Origin of the sequence: Azotosporobacter soli (genome assembly GCF_030542965.1) — a bacterium.
In the GTDB taxonomy this organism is placed as follows: Bacteria; Bacillota; Negativicutes; order SG130; family SG130; genus Azotosporobacter; species Azotosporobacter soli.
Genome location: NZ_JAUAOA010000025.1, coordinates 17,303 through 32,037, shown reverse-complemented (window position 1 = coordinate 32,037; position 14,735 = coordinate 17,303). Strand labels below are relative to the sequence as shown.

Below are 14,735 nucleotides of genomic sequence, written 5' to 3'. Positions count from 1 at the left end.
AAAACCAGGGACGGCAGTAACTTTTATTTAACGGGGACGACCAACCAGGCGACCTTTCGAAATCGCATAGATGTCATCGATAACCATTTGGAAGCTGGCGCTACGGCCTTCGGCTTTAGCGCGCTCGTCAATCTTACCTTTGTGGAAGTCGATGATGTCTTTGCTGAACGGCAGATTGCCGACGTCAAAGAGGCGAACCGCACCACGATTGTCGCGTGCCGGTAAAATTTTGTTCAAGGAATATTGGCTAGGTGCAAACGGTACGTCGAGTACGCCGGCTTCAAAAGCACGGACGCTACCGACAGCATAGTCGCCATTGCCCAATTCAAAGACTTTGTCCAAAATGCAGCGGGCTTCCGCTTTAATCATATCGATCTCCGCTTGAACATCGGTAGTGATCGGGAACGGCTGATCCGCCAACATGTTAATAAGCTGTTTCGTAGTCCGCAAGCCTTGTGCATTCGCCTCTTTCGTCGGGATGCCCAACGCTTCATGCGGCGTCTTAACGATGACTTTCGTCGCTTTTGCCATCGCAGCTGCGGCAGCGCCCCAGGAAATAACGGCGAATGCTTTCGCTTCATCCTGCGGGAAACCGCCCATCCATTGATGGAAGACTGTCGTTAATACGCAGTCATTGTAACCATGTTTGGCAAAATACTCTTCCGCCAATTGTTCCAGCGCCTTGATGGCCGCAATATCTTGCACAAGGTTGCCGCATTGGCCGTAGCCGAGCGTGATATTCTTAACGCCTTGCTCAGCCGCCAGCAAACCTTCGATCACGGCAACGGAGTGTGAAATGCTCGGCGGAACCAGCGTACCGGTCAACGGGCCGAATGGTTCACGGTTGATTTCGACGCCATGCTCAGCATACAAACCGACAAGACGGTCGGCATATTGCCAGTCGCGGATCGTTTGTTCGAGCGATACGCTTTTCGCGTAAGGGATATTGTATGAGATGCCGCCGCCTTCATACGAAGTGAAACCGCCAGCCAGAGTAATTTCAGTCAAGAGGCGGGCATCCGGCGTGCCGTGACGCACTTGCAGCGGTCCGTCAACACTTTCGATCAGTTTGCGCACGCCTTTTACGCCATGATTTACGCCCGGAAAGCCGTTCAAGAGCGAACGTCCGGCACGTTGGCTTTCTTCAATGCCGTTTTGTGCTTCTTTGTATTGATTTTGACGTGTATAGCTGTCGATCGTAGTCGGCAACAAATCCGCTTCGCCTTCCGTACGCAGGAAGTTCAACAGGTTGATATGCTCATCGAGCAGAGCAACGCCGGCACGCGGCTGCGTCAACGTCTCACCGTTCTTTTTCGCTTTTACCAAACGCTTGGCAAAATGTTTTTTTGCCGGAATCGTCTGATGGAATTTAACCGCTTCTTCGAAGTCAACTTCGGCGCCAGTCGGCCATTGCGTCAGTACGTCTTTTCTCACTGCATGAAACTGGTCCAAGGACCACTTTTTATTCTTAAGTTCCACTATTTTTCCCTCCGTATGATATATTTTTTCATCATCCGCACCGCCGCATCCGGCGATTCTTCAGCCAGCAGCCCCATGGCCGCCAAAATGTACTCTTTATCCACATAATAATCCGGATCTTCCGGTTTCAGAATATGTGCGGCGTCATCACCAAACTGAATGCCCGCCAAAATCGCTTCCGGCGTCGGATGCGTCACAATGACGCCGCCAGTACCGATGACGCGTGTCACATTGGTCAAGTCTTTGCCAACCTGGACAAAAACCGGGCCATGTACCGTGAACATCGTTTCCAGCTGTCCGACATGGCGATCGGCCCCTAAGCGGGTGCACGCCTTGCCCATCGCAATCTCCAGTCTTTTTTCCGCCGTTGTTTCCGGCAGATGATCGACCTGGTTCTCCACCTTATGAATGTAGTCAATCGCCGCCTCTTCGCTTTCATCGGCATACCCGGCGATCAAAGGCGCCCCTGCAGCCTTTAAAAGAGCCGTCGCACTGTAACGCATGCCTAGGTCGCCTTCGACCGTACGTTTCGCGAACGGTTCGGGCAAACCATGCAAGGCTACGTTGGATTTACTGGGATTCCCTTTGGCAATGGAATAAATATCCGTGGTCGCACCGCCGATATCTACCACCATCAAATCGCCCCAACCTTTTTCATGCGCGGTGCCGGCGCTGAGGAGTTCCGCCGCTTTCAATACCGCAGCCGGCGTCGGCATCACCATACGGTCGACAAAGCTGTTCGCCTTGTTCAACCCTTTGGCCTCGACAATCTTTTTCAAAAATACATTGCGAATCGTATTTCTTGCCGGTTCAATATTGAGTTCATTCAAGCGCGGCATGACATTCTCCGTATGCTCGACTTCACTCATCACCGTCGACAAGAGTTTGACGACACGCGGCGCAACCGACTTGTTGCCGGCCACAACGGTTGGCACGTCTTTACCTAGCTGCGTAAGCATTTGCGCATTATGCAAAATAACATCTTTATTCCCGCCATCAGTTCCGCCTGCCAAAAGTAAAATATCCGGTTCCAACGCGGCAATTTCTTCGATTTCATACTCGCTGAGTTCGTGGCAAAACACCCCCAGCACCTTGGCTCCTGCGCCAAGCGCCGCCCGTTTGGCAGCTTCGGCTGTCAATTCGGGCACCAAGCCAATGGCGACCATTTTGAGCCCACCGGCAGCACTGGAACAAGCCAGCACTTTAGAAAATTCAAGCTTGCCCGTGCGCGAAAATAAATCCTCCAAGGCTTGGTTAAGACCATCCATGATATCGGTGGTCACTGTCGTGATTCCTCTTGCAGTACCCAGAATCTCTTCTTTCAACAAGTCCACTGCGGTGATTTTAGTATAGGTACTGCCGAAATCAATCAGCAGAACGTTATGCATGCTTATGCCCCCCGGGAGGCCATATCCTTATTCAGGTCTTCAATGACCTGGTCTGGAAGAATTCCCGGTTCATATACCCGGTCATACCCCATCGCCAGAAACTTGTTTTTAACTTCGGTAAAGTCGGTTTTTCCGACAACCAGATTGCCGCCGACATAAAGCAGCGTGTCGCCGATACCGGCTTCTTTGCAACGGTCCCGCAGGCCGCGGCAGTCAATTTCTCCATGACCATAAAGGGAAGCGACCAGGATTGCCTTCGCATTGGTTTCGATTGCTGCGCTTACAAATTCATTTTGAGGTACGAGAACCCCAAGATTAACAACCTCATACCCAGCAGCAGTCAGCGCATGGTTCAAAATTTTGTTCCCCACTGCATGACAATCGGCGCCGATTACGCCCAAGATAACCTTTACTTTTTCCTTTTCCATCCCTAATGTCTCCTTTTCTCTGCATTTTTGCTATGGTACCGGGAATTTTTATTCAAACCGTAAAGTTGAGCAGTCGCGTCAGCAACTGATTCAATGATCCACGGTCGATTTCATAGTAAAAGACGATGATATTCTGATTCGCTGTGACTAACGGGCCAACCAAGCGTTCCCCAGCCTCACTGGCCACAATGACTTGGTACGGCGCCAGCGAATCACGCAGCGCAGCCCGACCTTCACTTGGGACAAACTCCATCTTGATTTGCTGCAAACCCATTTTCGTCAAAAAAGCGGTCAGACTGTCCATAAATTCGCGATGATCGGCAACAACGGCCACACGCGTTTCTGCCGGCAGGCGAGCGATTTTCACCACCGCTTCCAAACAAGCCATCGTAGCAACCGGCACTACTTTTGCAGGATTATCCGTGATCGCCGCCACCGCAGCCTGATGCTCAAGCGGCGTGACAACCAACTGGCATACCTTCAACAGTTCCGCCGACTGTTCTGCCCCGAGCTCCGACAAGAGCAACGGTTCAAAGCGTAGATGCGCCATTTGGCCGATTTGCGAAATATAACGCTGAATGTATTCGTGCGTCACATCCACTACTGCGACCCGAAGTTCACGTACCGCTTCCGCTTTCTCTTTGGCCCGGATAGTCACAAACGCGGCAAACTGTTCCACCGAGAAACCGAGTTCAACGACTTTTCCCATCGCATCATCGATGATTCTCAGCAGCCGTTCCCGTCGTCCTCCCGTCTCCTCGCCAGTATTCGCACCTTTAACAAACGTTCCTCTGCCTTGTCTAGCCTCCAGCGCACCTTCCAGAAGCAATTCCTTGTACGCAGCGCTGACGGTATTACGACTAATGCCGAGTTCCGTTGCCAAATCCCTTTCCGTCGGAAGTTTAGAGCCAGGTTGATAAAAACCGCTACGAATTTTTTCCAGGATATGATTTTTTACTTGAAGATAAATCGGAACGCCCATTCGTTGCAAAACCATATGCTACCCTCCAAGATTGGGCCATTGGACTAATGGATCAGTCCAATCTGCGAATCTATTATTATTATGCCACAGAGTTCTGGCTCTGGCAACAATTTTCTGATTAAACATTCTTATTTTTTCCGTCACCTCTTCCCTCCCTCGCATCACCCTTGCCGCACTTGATGCTTTTTCTCACCATTCAAAAACAAACCTATCGACAACGTCGACAGGCTTGTTTTATTTCTTTCGCTGCGCACAACACTGTTATGCCGTCCGATCATTCGTCATCGCTATTAAAAGCCTCATCTTTCATTTGTTTCCAAGTTTGTCGGACTTCGCGTCGCACCACGAGTGTCCCGGCAATGCGATCGCCGAGACGCTGGTTCGATTCACTGCTCCAGACGGCCACCGCGGCAACCAGATAGAAGAACAATCCATCCGCAATGCGCGATACGGTTCTGATCAAGGCAGCCTGCAAATCGCAAGCCGTTCCGTCAACCTTTACCACTTGCAGTCCCAGCGCTAATTTCCCGGGCGTGCCCGCCAGCTTCCATTCGAAAAAAGTATAATAAGCAAAACCGGTAAAACTCATTAGAAAAAACGGTCCCCCTTCTAAAGAAAAACCCGTAGCGCTACTGCCGCCGGAAAAGATCGCCAAAACGAAGGATAGCGCAAATAAAATCATCAAGTCGAGTACAGTCGCGACTGCACGCATTCCGACGCCAACGCCTTTGCCATGAAAGTCGGGACGTCCGGCAAAAACCTTGAGCGGCGGCGGGCCCGGCTGTGGTGCATCTTTTAGCGCACCGCACGCGCTACAGAATTTCGCCTCCTGCGTCATCCGTTCACCGCACAGTGGGCAACTCGTCGTATTTAACGTAGCTTCCATCCTGGCGCCGCACGCTTGGCAAAATTTGCTTTCCATCGGCACTTCAATCTGGCAAGAAGGACATTTCATAACAACCATCCCTTTCTTTATCCTTTTATCAGTAACCCCCGATGGCTTGTTACTCGTGAAGATTATATTCTACACAGCCGCCTTTTTTTCCTTTTTTTACCTTTTATATAGAAAAAGAAGAGGCTGTTTGCATGCATCCTTGCTTCGCATTCAGCCTCTTCCTTTATAGTTCAATTATTCGCGCAGTCAAAACACCTTCATCCGTCACTTCAAGCAGAGCGCAGCTCGCTCTTCCCTGGCGCGGTAATGCGACGCTGCCGGGATTAAGCAGCAGCACTCCGTCTTCCCAATGACAATCCGGCAAATGACTGTGTCCGTAGATCACGCCTTGAACCTGGTATTCCTTCGCCCACCACACAAGTTCGTCGCAATTCCATTTCACGCCATGTCGGTGTCCATGCGTAAGCCAAAGGCGGCAGCCAGACAGCGTAATAAATTCATCTGCTTTCGTTTGTACCGAACCGTCGCAATTTCCCTTTACCGCAATGATCGGCGCGATCGAGACTTCAGCCAGCGCACTCGCATCCTGACTGCAATCGCCCGCATGAAGCCAAAGATCGACTTCACCCAACGCCTGCGCCGCCACCTTCAGTGCCGCGCGCTGACCATGCGAATCGCTAACGACGCCAATTTTCACCCCAGAACCCCCTTGAGTTTTTCAGCCATCACCCGCACCGCATTACCGCGATGGCTGATCGCATTCTTTTCCGCCATCGTCAGTTCCGCCATCGCGCGATTGCCGTCGGCCAAACGAAAGAGCGGATCATAACCGAACCCATGCTCCCCTTTTGCCTCATAGCCGATACTTCCTTCACAAGCGCCTTCACTGATGATCTTGCGACCGTCAAGATCAAGAAAAACCAGTACACAACGAAAACGAGCCGTCCGTTTTTCCTGCGGCACAGTAGCCAATTCGCTAAGTAATTTCGCGTTATTCGCGGCATCATTGGCCGCTTCTCCGCCATACCGGGCGGAATAAACGCCCGGCGCACCGCCCAGAGCATCTACCTCGAGCCCCGAATCGTCCGCCAGACAAGCCCGCCCGGTCGCGGCCAGATAATGTTGCGCCTTTTTCAGCGCATTTTCTTCAAAAGTAACGCCGTCTTCCACCGCTTCTTCGACATCCGCAACTTCAGCCAATGACAATAAACGCACCGGCAATCCAGCCAATGCCGCCTTCAATTCGACGATCTTCTTCGCATTCTTGGTCGCCACTACGATTTCTTTCATGCTTCACGCCCCACTTTCCAGGTCAGCGCGCCCAAGATATCCTTTTGATAGTCGATCAGCCCCTCAATAGCTGTTTCGCCCAGCGCAAGCATGTCATTCATTTCCTGACGCGAAAACGGACGTTGTTCGCCAGTACCCTGCACTTCAACAAATTCGCCGCTACCGGTCATAACGACGTTCATATCGACAATCGCGTTGGAATCTTCCTCATAGCAAAGATCGACCACCGCTGCGCCATTTATGATGCCGACGCTAGTCGCCGCCAAAAAATCCTTGACCGGAAAAGTCCGGTTCGCGTCATAAAAGCTGTCCATCGCGTCAACCAGTGCGACGAAAGCGCCGGTAATCGCCGCGGTCCGCGTACCGCCGTCGGCCTGAATAACGTCGCAATCCACCGTGATGCTCCGTTCACCAAGCGCCTTGAGATCGACGACACTACGCAGAGCACGACCAATCAGACGCTGAATTTCCTGCGTACGTCCCGTCACTTTGCCTTTGGCAGCTTCCCGCTGGTTGCGAGTATGCGTCGAGCGCGGCAGGAGCGAATACTCCGCCGTTACCCAACCACTGCCAGTCCCCTTTAAAAAGTGCGGCACTCGCTCTTCCACCGTCGCCGCGCAAATGACCTTGGTGTTGCCGAGTTCGATTAACACCGAGCCCTCAGCATATTTCAAATAGTTACGAATGATCTTTACCCGTCGTATTTCATCAGCCTCTCGGCCGTCTATTCGCTTCATTTTTTTCCTCCTATCCGTTCCAGACAATCCGTCTGACGGTTCTGTATATAATAATATTGATGCCGCCCAGCCTGTTTAGCCGACCATACGGCATCCTGCGCCTCCTGAAGGCAACGTTTGCAGGCATTTCGCGGAATGATCGCCGCATAGGCGCTTTTGCGGCCAAAACTGCCGCGTGAACTGGTATCGATACCCTGCCAGCCATAACAATGATGACAAAGCCGCGCCGTTTCCCGCTGTTCCTCCTCGATACCGCTGTCATCATAATAAACGCTGCGCCGCCGTTGCCACTCATCGCCCCAACGTGCTATTTCGCGTCGCTTCAAATTTTCGCGCTCCCGCCAAGTCTGGCGTCGTTCCTGTATCAATTTTTCAATATATGCGGTAACATCCGCCGATTGCGCCGGACAACGTTCTCTATCCGGTTCGATTACGCGACTGTAATCAAGTCCCGCCATTGCCAGCAGGATTCCCAGATTGACGTAAGGCAGCGCGCCTTCAATCGAATAGCCGCCTTCCAGCACTGCAACATCGGCGCGAAGTTTTTCTGCCAATCGTCCGTAGCCTTGCGCCGTGACCGACATGTTAGCCAGCGGATCACTGTAATGGTTGTCCTGTCCGGCTGAATTAATGATCAAATCCGGCTTAAAGTCAGCTAAAACCGGCAGAACTAATTCGTCAAGCACGCGGTGCAAACCCGCATCGCCGGTTCCGACCGGCAGCGGAATATTAAACGTCGTGCCGAACGCTGCCGGACCGCCCTGCTCTTCGACAAAACCGCTGCCCGGATAGAGGGTGCGGCCATCTTGATGAAAGGAAATAAAAAGCGTGTCCGGATCATGATAATAAATGTCTTGTGTACCGTCGCCATGATGCACGTCAGTATCGACGATCGCCACCCGTCCAATGCCATGATGCCGTCTGAGATGTTCAATCATGATCGCTTCCATATTAACCGTGCAAAATCCTCGCGTGCCATGCACCACCCGCATCGCATGATGCCCCGGGGGACGCACCAAAGCAAAAGCACGCGCCGTTTCACCGCTGCACACCGCTTTCCCCGCTTCGATAGCACCGCCGGCTGCGACGCGATGTGCATCCTTAACCAAACTTTCAAGCCCCGGCACGCCGATATGCACGCGTTCCAAGTCGGCCCACTCGGCCATGCCGGGACGATATTCTCTGATCTGCGGCAGATCCAGCACCCCTTCTTCAAGAAGTTGATCACGTGTATAAAGCAATCGTTCCTGCCGTTCCGGATGCGTCTGCGATATCGCCCAGTCAAATGCCGGAAAAAAAACCAAGCCCAATTCTTTGCGTTCCATATTCACGCCTCCTCAAGCCGCATTAAAACGCCCGGCGTCAATTGCATACGACACTGATAAATCCAACCGCTGCGATTGAAACCTTTGACAACAGGAAATGATTCCAAGGAAACCACTTCGCTCTCACCTTGCTCCATTTTCAATTCAGTCGCACGCTGACAAAGAAGCTGCTTCGCAAAATCCGTCACTGCGGCAACCGTCCGCACACCAACCGGCAGCGCCGCCTCAAGGCCGAGTTCGCCAACTGAATAACGGCCGGCCACGGTGTCGGCGCGCAGATTAATTTCAAGCGTCGGGCGGCTAACCGCCGCACCAATCGCATTGGCAACCTCGCCATGTTCCGGCAAAACGCAAGCCGCACCAAGCAAAGCCGCCGCCCGTTTCGCAATCGGAGCGGCCGCACCGCCGACGCCAATGACTCCTTGCAAATCAAGAATCACAGGCTGCGTAATCTCCGCCACCCGATAAACCGGTTTCGTTTCTTCGCGCAGCAGCATCTGTCGAATCGCGACGACGACTTGCCGTGCCGCCGCCTGCAGCACGGTTTCCGCCTTTTCCCGTACCGTCAAGCCAGGAAGAGCCAATTGATCCATCGCCGCTTCCGCTAATTTTCGCGAGCCGAACGAAGCTTCCTCAAGCACGATCATCGCATCCGACAGCGTCGGCACAGTTCCGCCATTCGCCATCGCCGGGCCGCGGCGCAGCGGACCAACGACTACCTCTTCGCCTGCCAAACGGACTTCACTATCGCCGCCAACGCCGACAGACAACAACTGAAATGCGCGTACCGCAGTCGGATAGCGCTCGACAAACGCACCGCCCGCCGCCAAAAGAGGTTGTCCATCCTGCCATAACGCCAGATCGGTCGTCGTGCCGCCCACATCGAGCGAAACCATCGTTCCGCGACAGTCGGTCAATGCCTGTATTCCCATAACGCTGGCCGCCGGCCCGGTAAAAATCGCTTCCACCGGCATTTCTCCGGCCGCCGTCAGCGGCATCGTTCCGCCATCCGCTTTCAAGATCACGAGCGGCGCTATGATGTCACGCGCAGCAAGCGCCTGATTGATCGCGGCTTCAAAATCTTTAAAGCGCCGCCAAACGGCGGCATTGAAATAAGCGCCGTTCGTACGGCGCAAAAAATTAAGCGAGCCGGATAATTTTCCGCCCAGCGTCACATGTTCGGCTTGGCGATGCTCTTTCAGCCAAGCATTCAGCTGCTGTTCTGCGTCGGGATTGCGCACGGAAAACTTGCCGGACACCGCGTACACGGAATCCGCCGTCTTCGGAATGCGCTGCTGCAATTCACCGTCATCAGGCGCTTGGACCTGAATACCGCGGTGATCCACATAGCCTGTCAAAAAGCGCGGCGTCACCGGCAATAAACCGCTAAGGTTCAAACCCGGCCCCGCCATGACAAGCAGTTCAACCGGATCGAGCTTGCCTTCCACCACCGCATTCGTAACCCAGGTGGTCGACAAGGCAACCCGGCTGATCTGACGTGGGCAGCGCGATACGATGTGATCCAGCGCGGCTAAGATGCCGACCAGCAAATCATCATGCGTCGTCGGTACCTTGACCGTTTCAAGCACACGGCCATCCGCGACCGCCACCGCATCGGTGAACGTTCCCCCTACATCAATTCCCAGCAGCATCTCTATCCCCTCTTTTCCATGGCATATGCGGCGCAGCCGATCGCACCGTTCAATTGCGGCTGCGGCGGCACGACAACTTCGCTGTTAAGTTCTGCGGCCAAGAGTTTTCGCACGCCTTGTCCCAAGGCCACGCCCCCGGTAAAGACCAGTACTTCGCTGTGCAAAGAATTCAGCATCGGTTTGATTCGTTTAAAAATCGTATAATTGACGCCCGCCGACAAAGTCGGAACGCTGTGTCCTTCAATAATCCGGCCGATCAATTCCGATTCGCCGAAAATTGCACAGGTTGCCGACAACTCTACCGGATTCTCGCTATGACTGCTTAGTTCTTCAAGACTTACGCCAAGAACCGCCGCCATATTCTCCAGATAACGTCCGGTACTGGCAGCGCATTTATCATTCGTGGCAAAATCGACCATGCGGCCTTTTTTAACTTTGATGACCTTGCTGTCCTGCCCGCCCAGATCCAGCAACGTAAAGTCGCTTAGCCCGGTTTGCCAAACCGCGCCTTTGGTATGCGCCTTCAATTCGGCAATCACTTCAACGCCAGCCAGATCCAGCGTATTTCTGCCGTAACCGGTCGCCACGACTTTTTCCACACCACCGGCTCCGATTGCGGCAAAATCCACTACCAGACCTTCCTCGGTACGTCGCCCATACTGACGATAAAAATCGACCGTAGCAAACACCCGGCTTTCTTTAACTCCCGTTTCATCAAGCAACACCAGTTTCACACTGCGGCTGCCTAAATCCAATCCGCAAAACATATCTTACACCTCATCGCAGCATTTCTAAAAAACTATCAAGCCGTAGTCGTGTCCGGGCATCCAGTTTTCCGGGCCGGTCTCCTTCGACCGTCAAAACCGGAACATCCAATTTTTGGCGAAAAATCATATCTTCAATCTGACGAAAACAAAAACTTTGCACATAATGGATGATGCCATCCAGATTGCGCCGCTCAATTTCCGCCTGAATGTCTTCAATTCGATCAAACACGCCATATGGATACGTGTAATGACGATATTGCTCAACCAGGTCCTCGATACCAAACGGCATCGCAAATTGTCGCTGCACTTCATTAAAGACGACGCGCGCGCCCATACTTTCCATATAGTCATACAAATCGGTGAAAATCGGCGGCACGCCAATATAGCCGATGCGCAAATCCTCGGTAAATTCGTTGCGCTTGGCCGCCTCCGCCATAAATGCATCCAACTGCGTTTCGAACAAGGTCGCGTCGCCGTTAAAATCACTGCAGCACACCTGATACAAATGATTCTCCGCACCGCTGACGACATTGTCCTGCCAGGTCATGCGGTCGAGTTCGGCAATTTTACCGCGCAATCCGTCCAGCCGACGTTTCACCGTCATCACCTGTTCCCAGTCGGTGCCCAGCGAACTCATCAGCTTTTCCATTTGCAGTTTCAGCAAATCATAGTCCCGGTCGTACGGATAGGCAAACGGTATCGTATCAATCCCCGCCAGCGTAAAAGTCTCCATCAATGCATGTGTGTTGCTGCAATCTCCCTGCGTAACGGCAATGACGGTATCGATGTCCTTTTGCCCCACCACAACGCCGTACAGTCCTTTGATCCAACCGCATAGATTGCGAGGATAACCGGCATCTTCCGCCATATCAATCATCCGGTTCGCCTCGGGATGCGTAATAAATATATTGTTCAAATCCACGGGAACATGTCCCGCCGCCAGAATAATTTCCACCGGAACGGTGGTCGTAACACCGATGCGCGCCATATGCCCGCCCCCTTGCCTTTCTGATAGCAACCGACTGGCGGACGCAACAAAGAGGATAGTGCACTTCCCTATCCTCCCTGCAAGCATCCGCCGGCAAGAAACGTCCTATAACGCTCCAGCCTTATAGTTAGTTGTAAGTGTAATACGAAATCATTGTTTTTTCAACCGCTTCTTATTTCCCCGCCAATACCTTGGCATAATTTTTTATAATAACGACCGGCGTTCTCTGCGACGCGTTACCAAACGGATTATCGATCAGGATCCGTGACAGCTCTTTCGGATCAACACCGGGCGATACGCCGACAATCAAGGCCCGTTTCAGATCATTAACGTCGGCAACGGCCGCGCCGTAGCAGCCAAGGCGTTCGCGAATCGCTTCTGCGACTTCAACCGGCTTTTTCGGTCCGAACACCAGGCACTTATCAAACGGAGGCATCGTGCCTGTGACATCATCGATCAGCGCCGCCTGACGTCCCGCCATCTGATAAAAGACGCCGCTCTTGCCGATGCATTTGGCCGCCATGCCAACCAGCATCGCGAAAGCCATACGCCATTCTCCCTCATAATTCATCGCGGCCTGCATGCCGTAGACACTGGACAGGCTGCCTTTTTGCGGCACAAAGCGGCACATGATGCGCGCCAGCCAGCCGGGATTCAAATCCTCCGGGCGCGTAAATTCGCCCTGCGTGATTGCAACCACGCTTTCCGCCACTGAAATGACGTCATCCGGCCCAATCAGATCCTTTGCGTATTTTTCAATCATATCGACAATATCATCTTTATCGGTAAGAATTCGCGTCTTTACCGGCACCAGTTCCAATTCCGCCATGCTCATTCTCCTCCTTTTGCAGCCAAGGCCGCCGCAAGTTCTTCCGAGGTCAGCACCAAGCGTTTCTTGTTGATGTACCAGTCGCTGCGCGCCACCACCTGATAAACAATATCAACCGGCAGATCCACGCGATTCCCCACCATGGCATCAAGCGCACTGCGCAAACCCATGCTCTTGCGATCCGTCAGACGCAGCGTTACATTCACCGCCTGCCCCGTGCCTTTAGGAATGATCACCGCTTCAAAATAATTATCGACGCGCGGCGCATCTTCCAGTTCCAAACGTCCCACAGCTTCCAGTTTGTCAAACTGTTCATACGGCAGCAGCGTACGCGGATACGCATCCATGATCGTTCCATCCTGACTGCCTTTGTTGACAAACGGCACACGGCAGGTCAATTCCATATAGCTTTCCGTTTCTTCACTTACGGCAAATTGCGTCCGCTCTTTCACCAGGAATTCGAATTCCGCATCGCCCTGGCCGGCAATATACAGCCGCACGGCTGCCGCCACCAAGACTAGTAAGCCAATGATTAGAAATACTACGTTCACGCTCAGGCCCCCATCCCATTGTTTTAATCACATTCATTTAGTATAGCAAATTCAGTCCGGCAATTCCACCTCTTCCAGACTGCACTCTCCATCTAAAATTTGCGTTGCCATCATTCGCACCTGCTCCGTTAGTGCGGAAAAGCACAAGCGAGTCGCGCCCTTTCGCGCGGGTCCGGCCAACAGTGCCTGCTGTCGCAATACTTCCTGCGCCGCAGTTGCCGTCTCCAGCGCCGGATTGATAATTGCCATCGCATCGCCGACCTTTTCGCGAATCAGCGGCGTCAAGAGCGGATAATGCGTGCAGCCCAGCACCAGCGAAGAAACACCGGCCTGACAAAGCGGCGCAAGATAACTGGCAACAGCCGCCTCCACCGCTGGACCGCTTAGCTGGCCGCCTTCAATCAACGGTACAAAATCATGACAGGGAACACCCGTCACTTCGGCGCGTGCGTTAAAAAGCCGCGCCTTCTCGGCATGCTTGCCGCTGGTAACCGTCGCCTGGGTCGCCAACAGGCCGACCTTTGTCCCGTAATTGAGCGCAGCCGCCATGCCGGTATCCACGCCGACCAGCGGAAATGCAAAACGTCCCTGATTTGCCTCCACGCCGAGCGCCGTCATCGTGTTGCAAGCCACAACAGCCAGCTTAACCGGTTGAGCGGCAAAAAAGCGTAGAATCTGCTGCATAAATGTTAGAATCTGCTGCGGCGGCCGTGGTCCATAAGGAACCCTGGCTGTGTCGCCGAAATAAATGATGTCTTCGCCCGGCAGCAATGCACGCAGCTCCTTTACCACGGTCAAGCCGCCGATACCGGAATCAAAAACGCCGATCGGCAAATTCTTTTTATCGTCCGTCATGACCGGCCTCCTGTCTTTCCTTTTCTTTTAGCGCCGCCAATGGCAGGTAGTACTCGTCCGGCAAACGACAAATCTTGCCGGATTGGTCGGTGAAGACATTGCGTGTGCGGCCTTCAGCCAACAGCACTTCATCCGCGCTGCGCACCACCCGGTAACTGAACGCCATCTTAACCCGACTGAACTCTTCCAGCGTCGCCTCGATGCGTATGGCGTCATCAAAACGCGCCGGCGCTTTATAGGAGCAGCTGACTTCGCCAATCGGAAAAAGAAAGCCAGCGGTTAAAAAATCGCCCAGTGTAAGGCCGGCTTTGGCAAGAAACGCCACGCGCGCCATCTCAAACCAGCGAAAATAATTGGAATGATGGACGACACCCATCATATCGGTTTCTACAAATCGAACCTTATCTGTTACGCTTACCATCATTACAGCCTCACTTCTATTGAATGAAAGACGGCACGCCCAGGGCATGCCGTCATCGTTATTGCCGTTATTTATTGTACTCTAATCAAAATACCTTGTCAAAACCCTCTGCGCATTCGTGTCTGGTTTGTCAGAAAGATGACAGGAC

General features: G+C 53.0%; 16 protein-coding genes. All 16 read right to left on the bottom strand.

Annotated elements, in window-relative coordinates:
- Positions 1–27 precede the first annotated feature (27 nt).
- Positions 28–1,479: a methylaspartate mutase subunit E gene (locus QTL79_RS16020; RefSeq protein ID WP_346355969.1), complete on the bottom strand. Its 1,452-nt coding sequence runs from the start codon at positions 1,477–1,479 to the stop codon at positions 28–30.
- Positions 1,479–2,867 (bottom strand): methylaspartate mutase accessory protein GlmL, encoded by a 1,389-nt coding sequence (glmL, locus tag QTL79_RS16015; RefSeq protein ID WP_346355968.1) that lies wholly within the window; start codon positions 2,865–2,867, stop codon positions 1,479–1,481. The genes QTL79_RS16020 and glmL overlap by 1 nt, the downstream gene beginning before the upstream one ends.
- A gap of 2 nt (positions 2,868–2,869) precedes the next feature.
- A complete protein-coding gene (glmS, locus tag QTL79_RS16010; protein WP_346355967.1) occupies positions 2,870–3,295 on the bottom strand; it encodes a methylaspartate mutase subunit S in 426 nt (141 codons plus the stop codon).
- Between the two features lie 52 nt (positions 3,296–3,347).
- Positions 3,348–4,292, bottom strand: coding sequence for a GntR family transcriptional regulator (locus tag QTL79_RS16005; protein WP_346355966.1), 945 nt, complete (start codon positions 4,290–4,292; stop codon positions 3,348–3,350).
- 259 nt (positions 4,293–4,551) lie between these two features.
- The gene (locus tag QTL79_RS16000; RefSeq protein WP_346355965.1) at positions 4,552–5,232 is read right to left on the bottom strand and encodes an RDD family protein; all 681 of its coding nucleotides are present in this window, start codon (positions 5,230–5,232) and stop codon (positions 4,552–4,554) included.
- A gap of 163 nt (positions 5,233–5,395) precedes the next feature.
- Complete coding sequence (locus QTL79_RS15995) at positions 5,396–5,869, bottom strand: metallophosphoesterase (protein WP_346355964.1); 474 nt, start codon at positions 5,867–5,869, stop codon at positions 5,396–5,398.
- The gene (locus QTL79_RS15990) at positions 5,866–6,462 is read right to left on the bottom strand and encodes an XTP/dITP diphosphatase (protein WP_346355963.1); all 597 of its coding nucleotides are present in this window, start codon (positions 6,460–6,462) and stop codon (positions 5,866–5,868) included. The genes QTL79_RS15995 and QTL79_RS15990 overlap by 4 nt, the downstream gene beginning before the upstream one ends.
- On the bottom strand, positions 6,459–7,199 hold the full coding sequence (rph, locus tag QTL79_RS15985) for a ribonuclease PH (RefSeq protein WP_346355962.1): 741 nt from the start codon (positions 7,197–7,199) through the stop codon (positions 6,459–6,461). The genes QTL79_RS15990 and rph overlap by 4 nt, the downstream gene beginning before the upstream one ends.
- Positions 7,196–8,524: a histone deacetylase family protein gene (locus QTL79_RS15980; RefSeq protein WP_346355961.1), complete on the bottom strand. Its 1,329-nt coding sequence runs from the start codon at positions 8,522–8,524 to the stop codon at positions 7,196–7,198. Before QTL79_RS15980 ends, rph begins: the two co-directional genes overlap by 4 nt.
- A 2-nt stretch (positions 8,525–8,526) precedes the next feature.
- Entirely contained in the window at positions 8,527–10,176 is a 1,650-nt protein-coding gene (locus QTL79_RS15975) for a hydantoinase/oxoprolinase family protein (protein ID WP_346355960.1), read from the bottom strand.
- Between the two features lie 2 nt (positions 10,177–10,178).
- A complete protein-coding gene (locus QTL79_RS15970; RefSeq protein WP_346355959.1) occupies positions 10,179–10,943 on the bottom strand; it encodes an acyl-CoA dehydratase activase in 765 nt (254 codons plus the stop codon).
- Positions 10,944–10,953: 10 nt separating this feature from the next.
- Complete coding sequence (locus QTL79_RS15965) at positions 10,954–11,931, bottom strand: 2-hydroxyacyl-CoA dehydratase family protein (protein ID WP_346355958.1); 978 nt, start codon at positions 11,929–11,931, stop codon at positions 10,954–10,956.
- A 172-nt stretch (positions 11,932–12,103) separates the two neighbouring features.
- Positions 12,104–12,760, bottom strand: coding sequence for a coenzyme F420-0:L-glutamate ligase (locus QTL79_RS15960; protein ID WP_346355957.1), 657 nt, complete (start codon positions 12,758–12,760; stop codon positions 12,104–12,106).
- A gap of 2 nt (positions 12,761–12,762) precedes the next feature.
- Positions 12,763–13,311, bottom strand: a complete 549-nt coding sequence (locus QTL79_RS15955; RefSeq protein ID WP_346355956.1) for a hypothetical protein — start codon at positions 13,309–13,311, stop codon at positions 12,763–12,765.
- 51 nt (positions 13,312–13,362) lie between these two features.
- On the bottom strand, positions 13,363–14,166 hold the full coding sequence (gene murI / locus QTL79_RS15950; protein ID WP_346355955.1) for a glutamate racemase: 804 nt from the start codon (positions 14,164–14,166) through the stop codon (positions 13,363–13,365).
- Positions 14,153–14,590, bottom strand: a complete 438-nt coding sequence (locus QTL79_RS15945) for an acyl-CoA thioesterase (protein ID WP_428845487.1) — start codon at positions 14,588–14,590, stop codon at positions 14,153–14,155. The genes murI and QTL79_RS15945 overlap by 14 nt, the downstream gene beginning before the upstream one ends.
- Positions 14,591–14,735 lie beyond the last annotated feature (145 nt).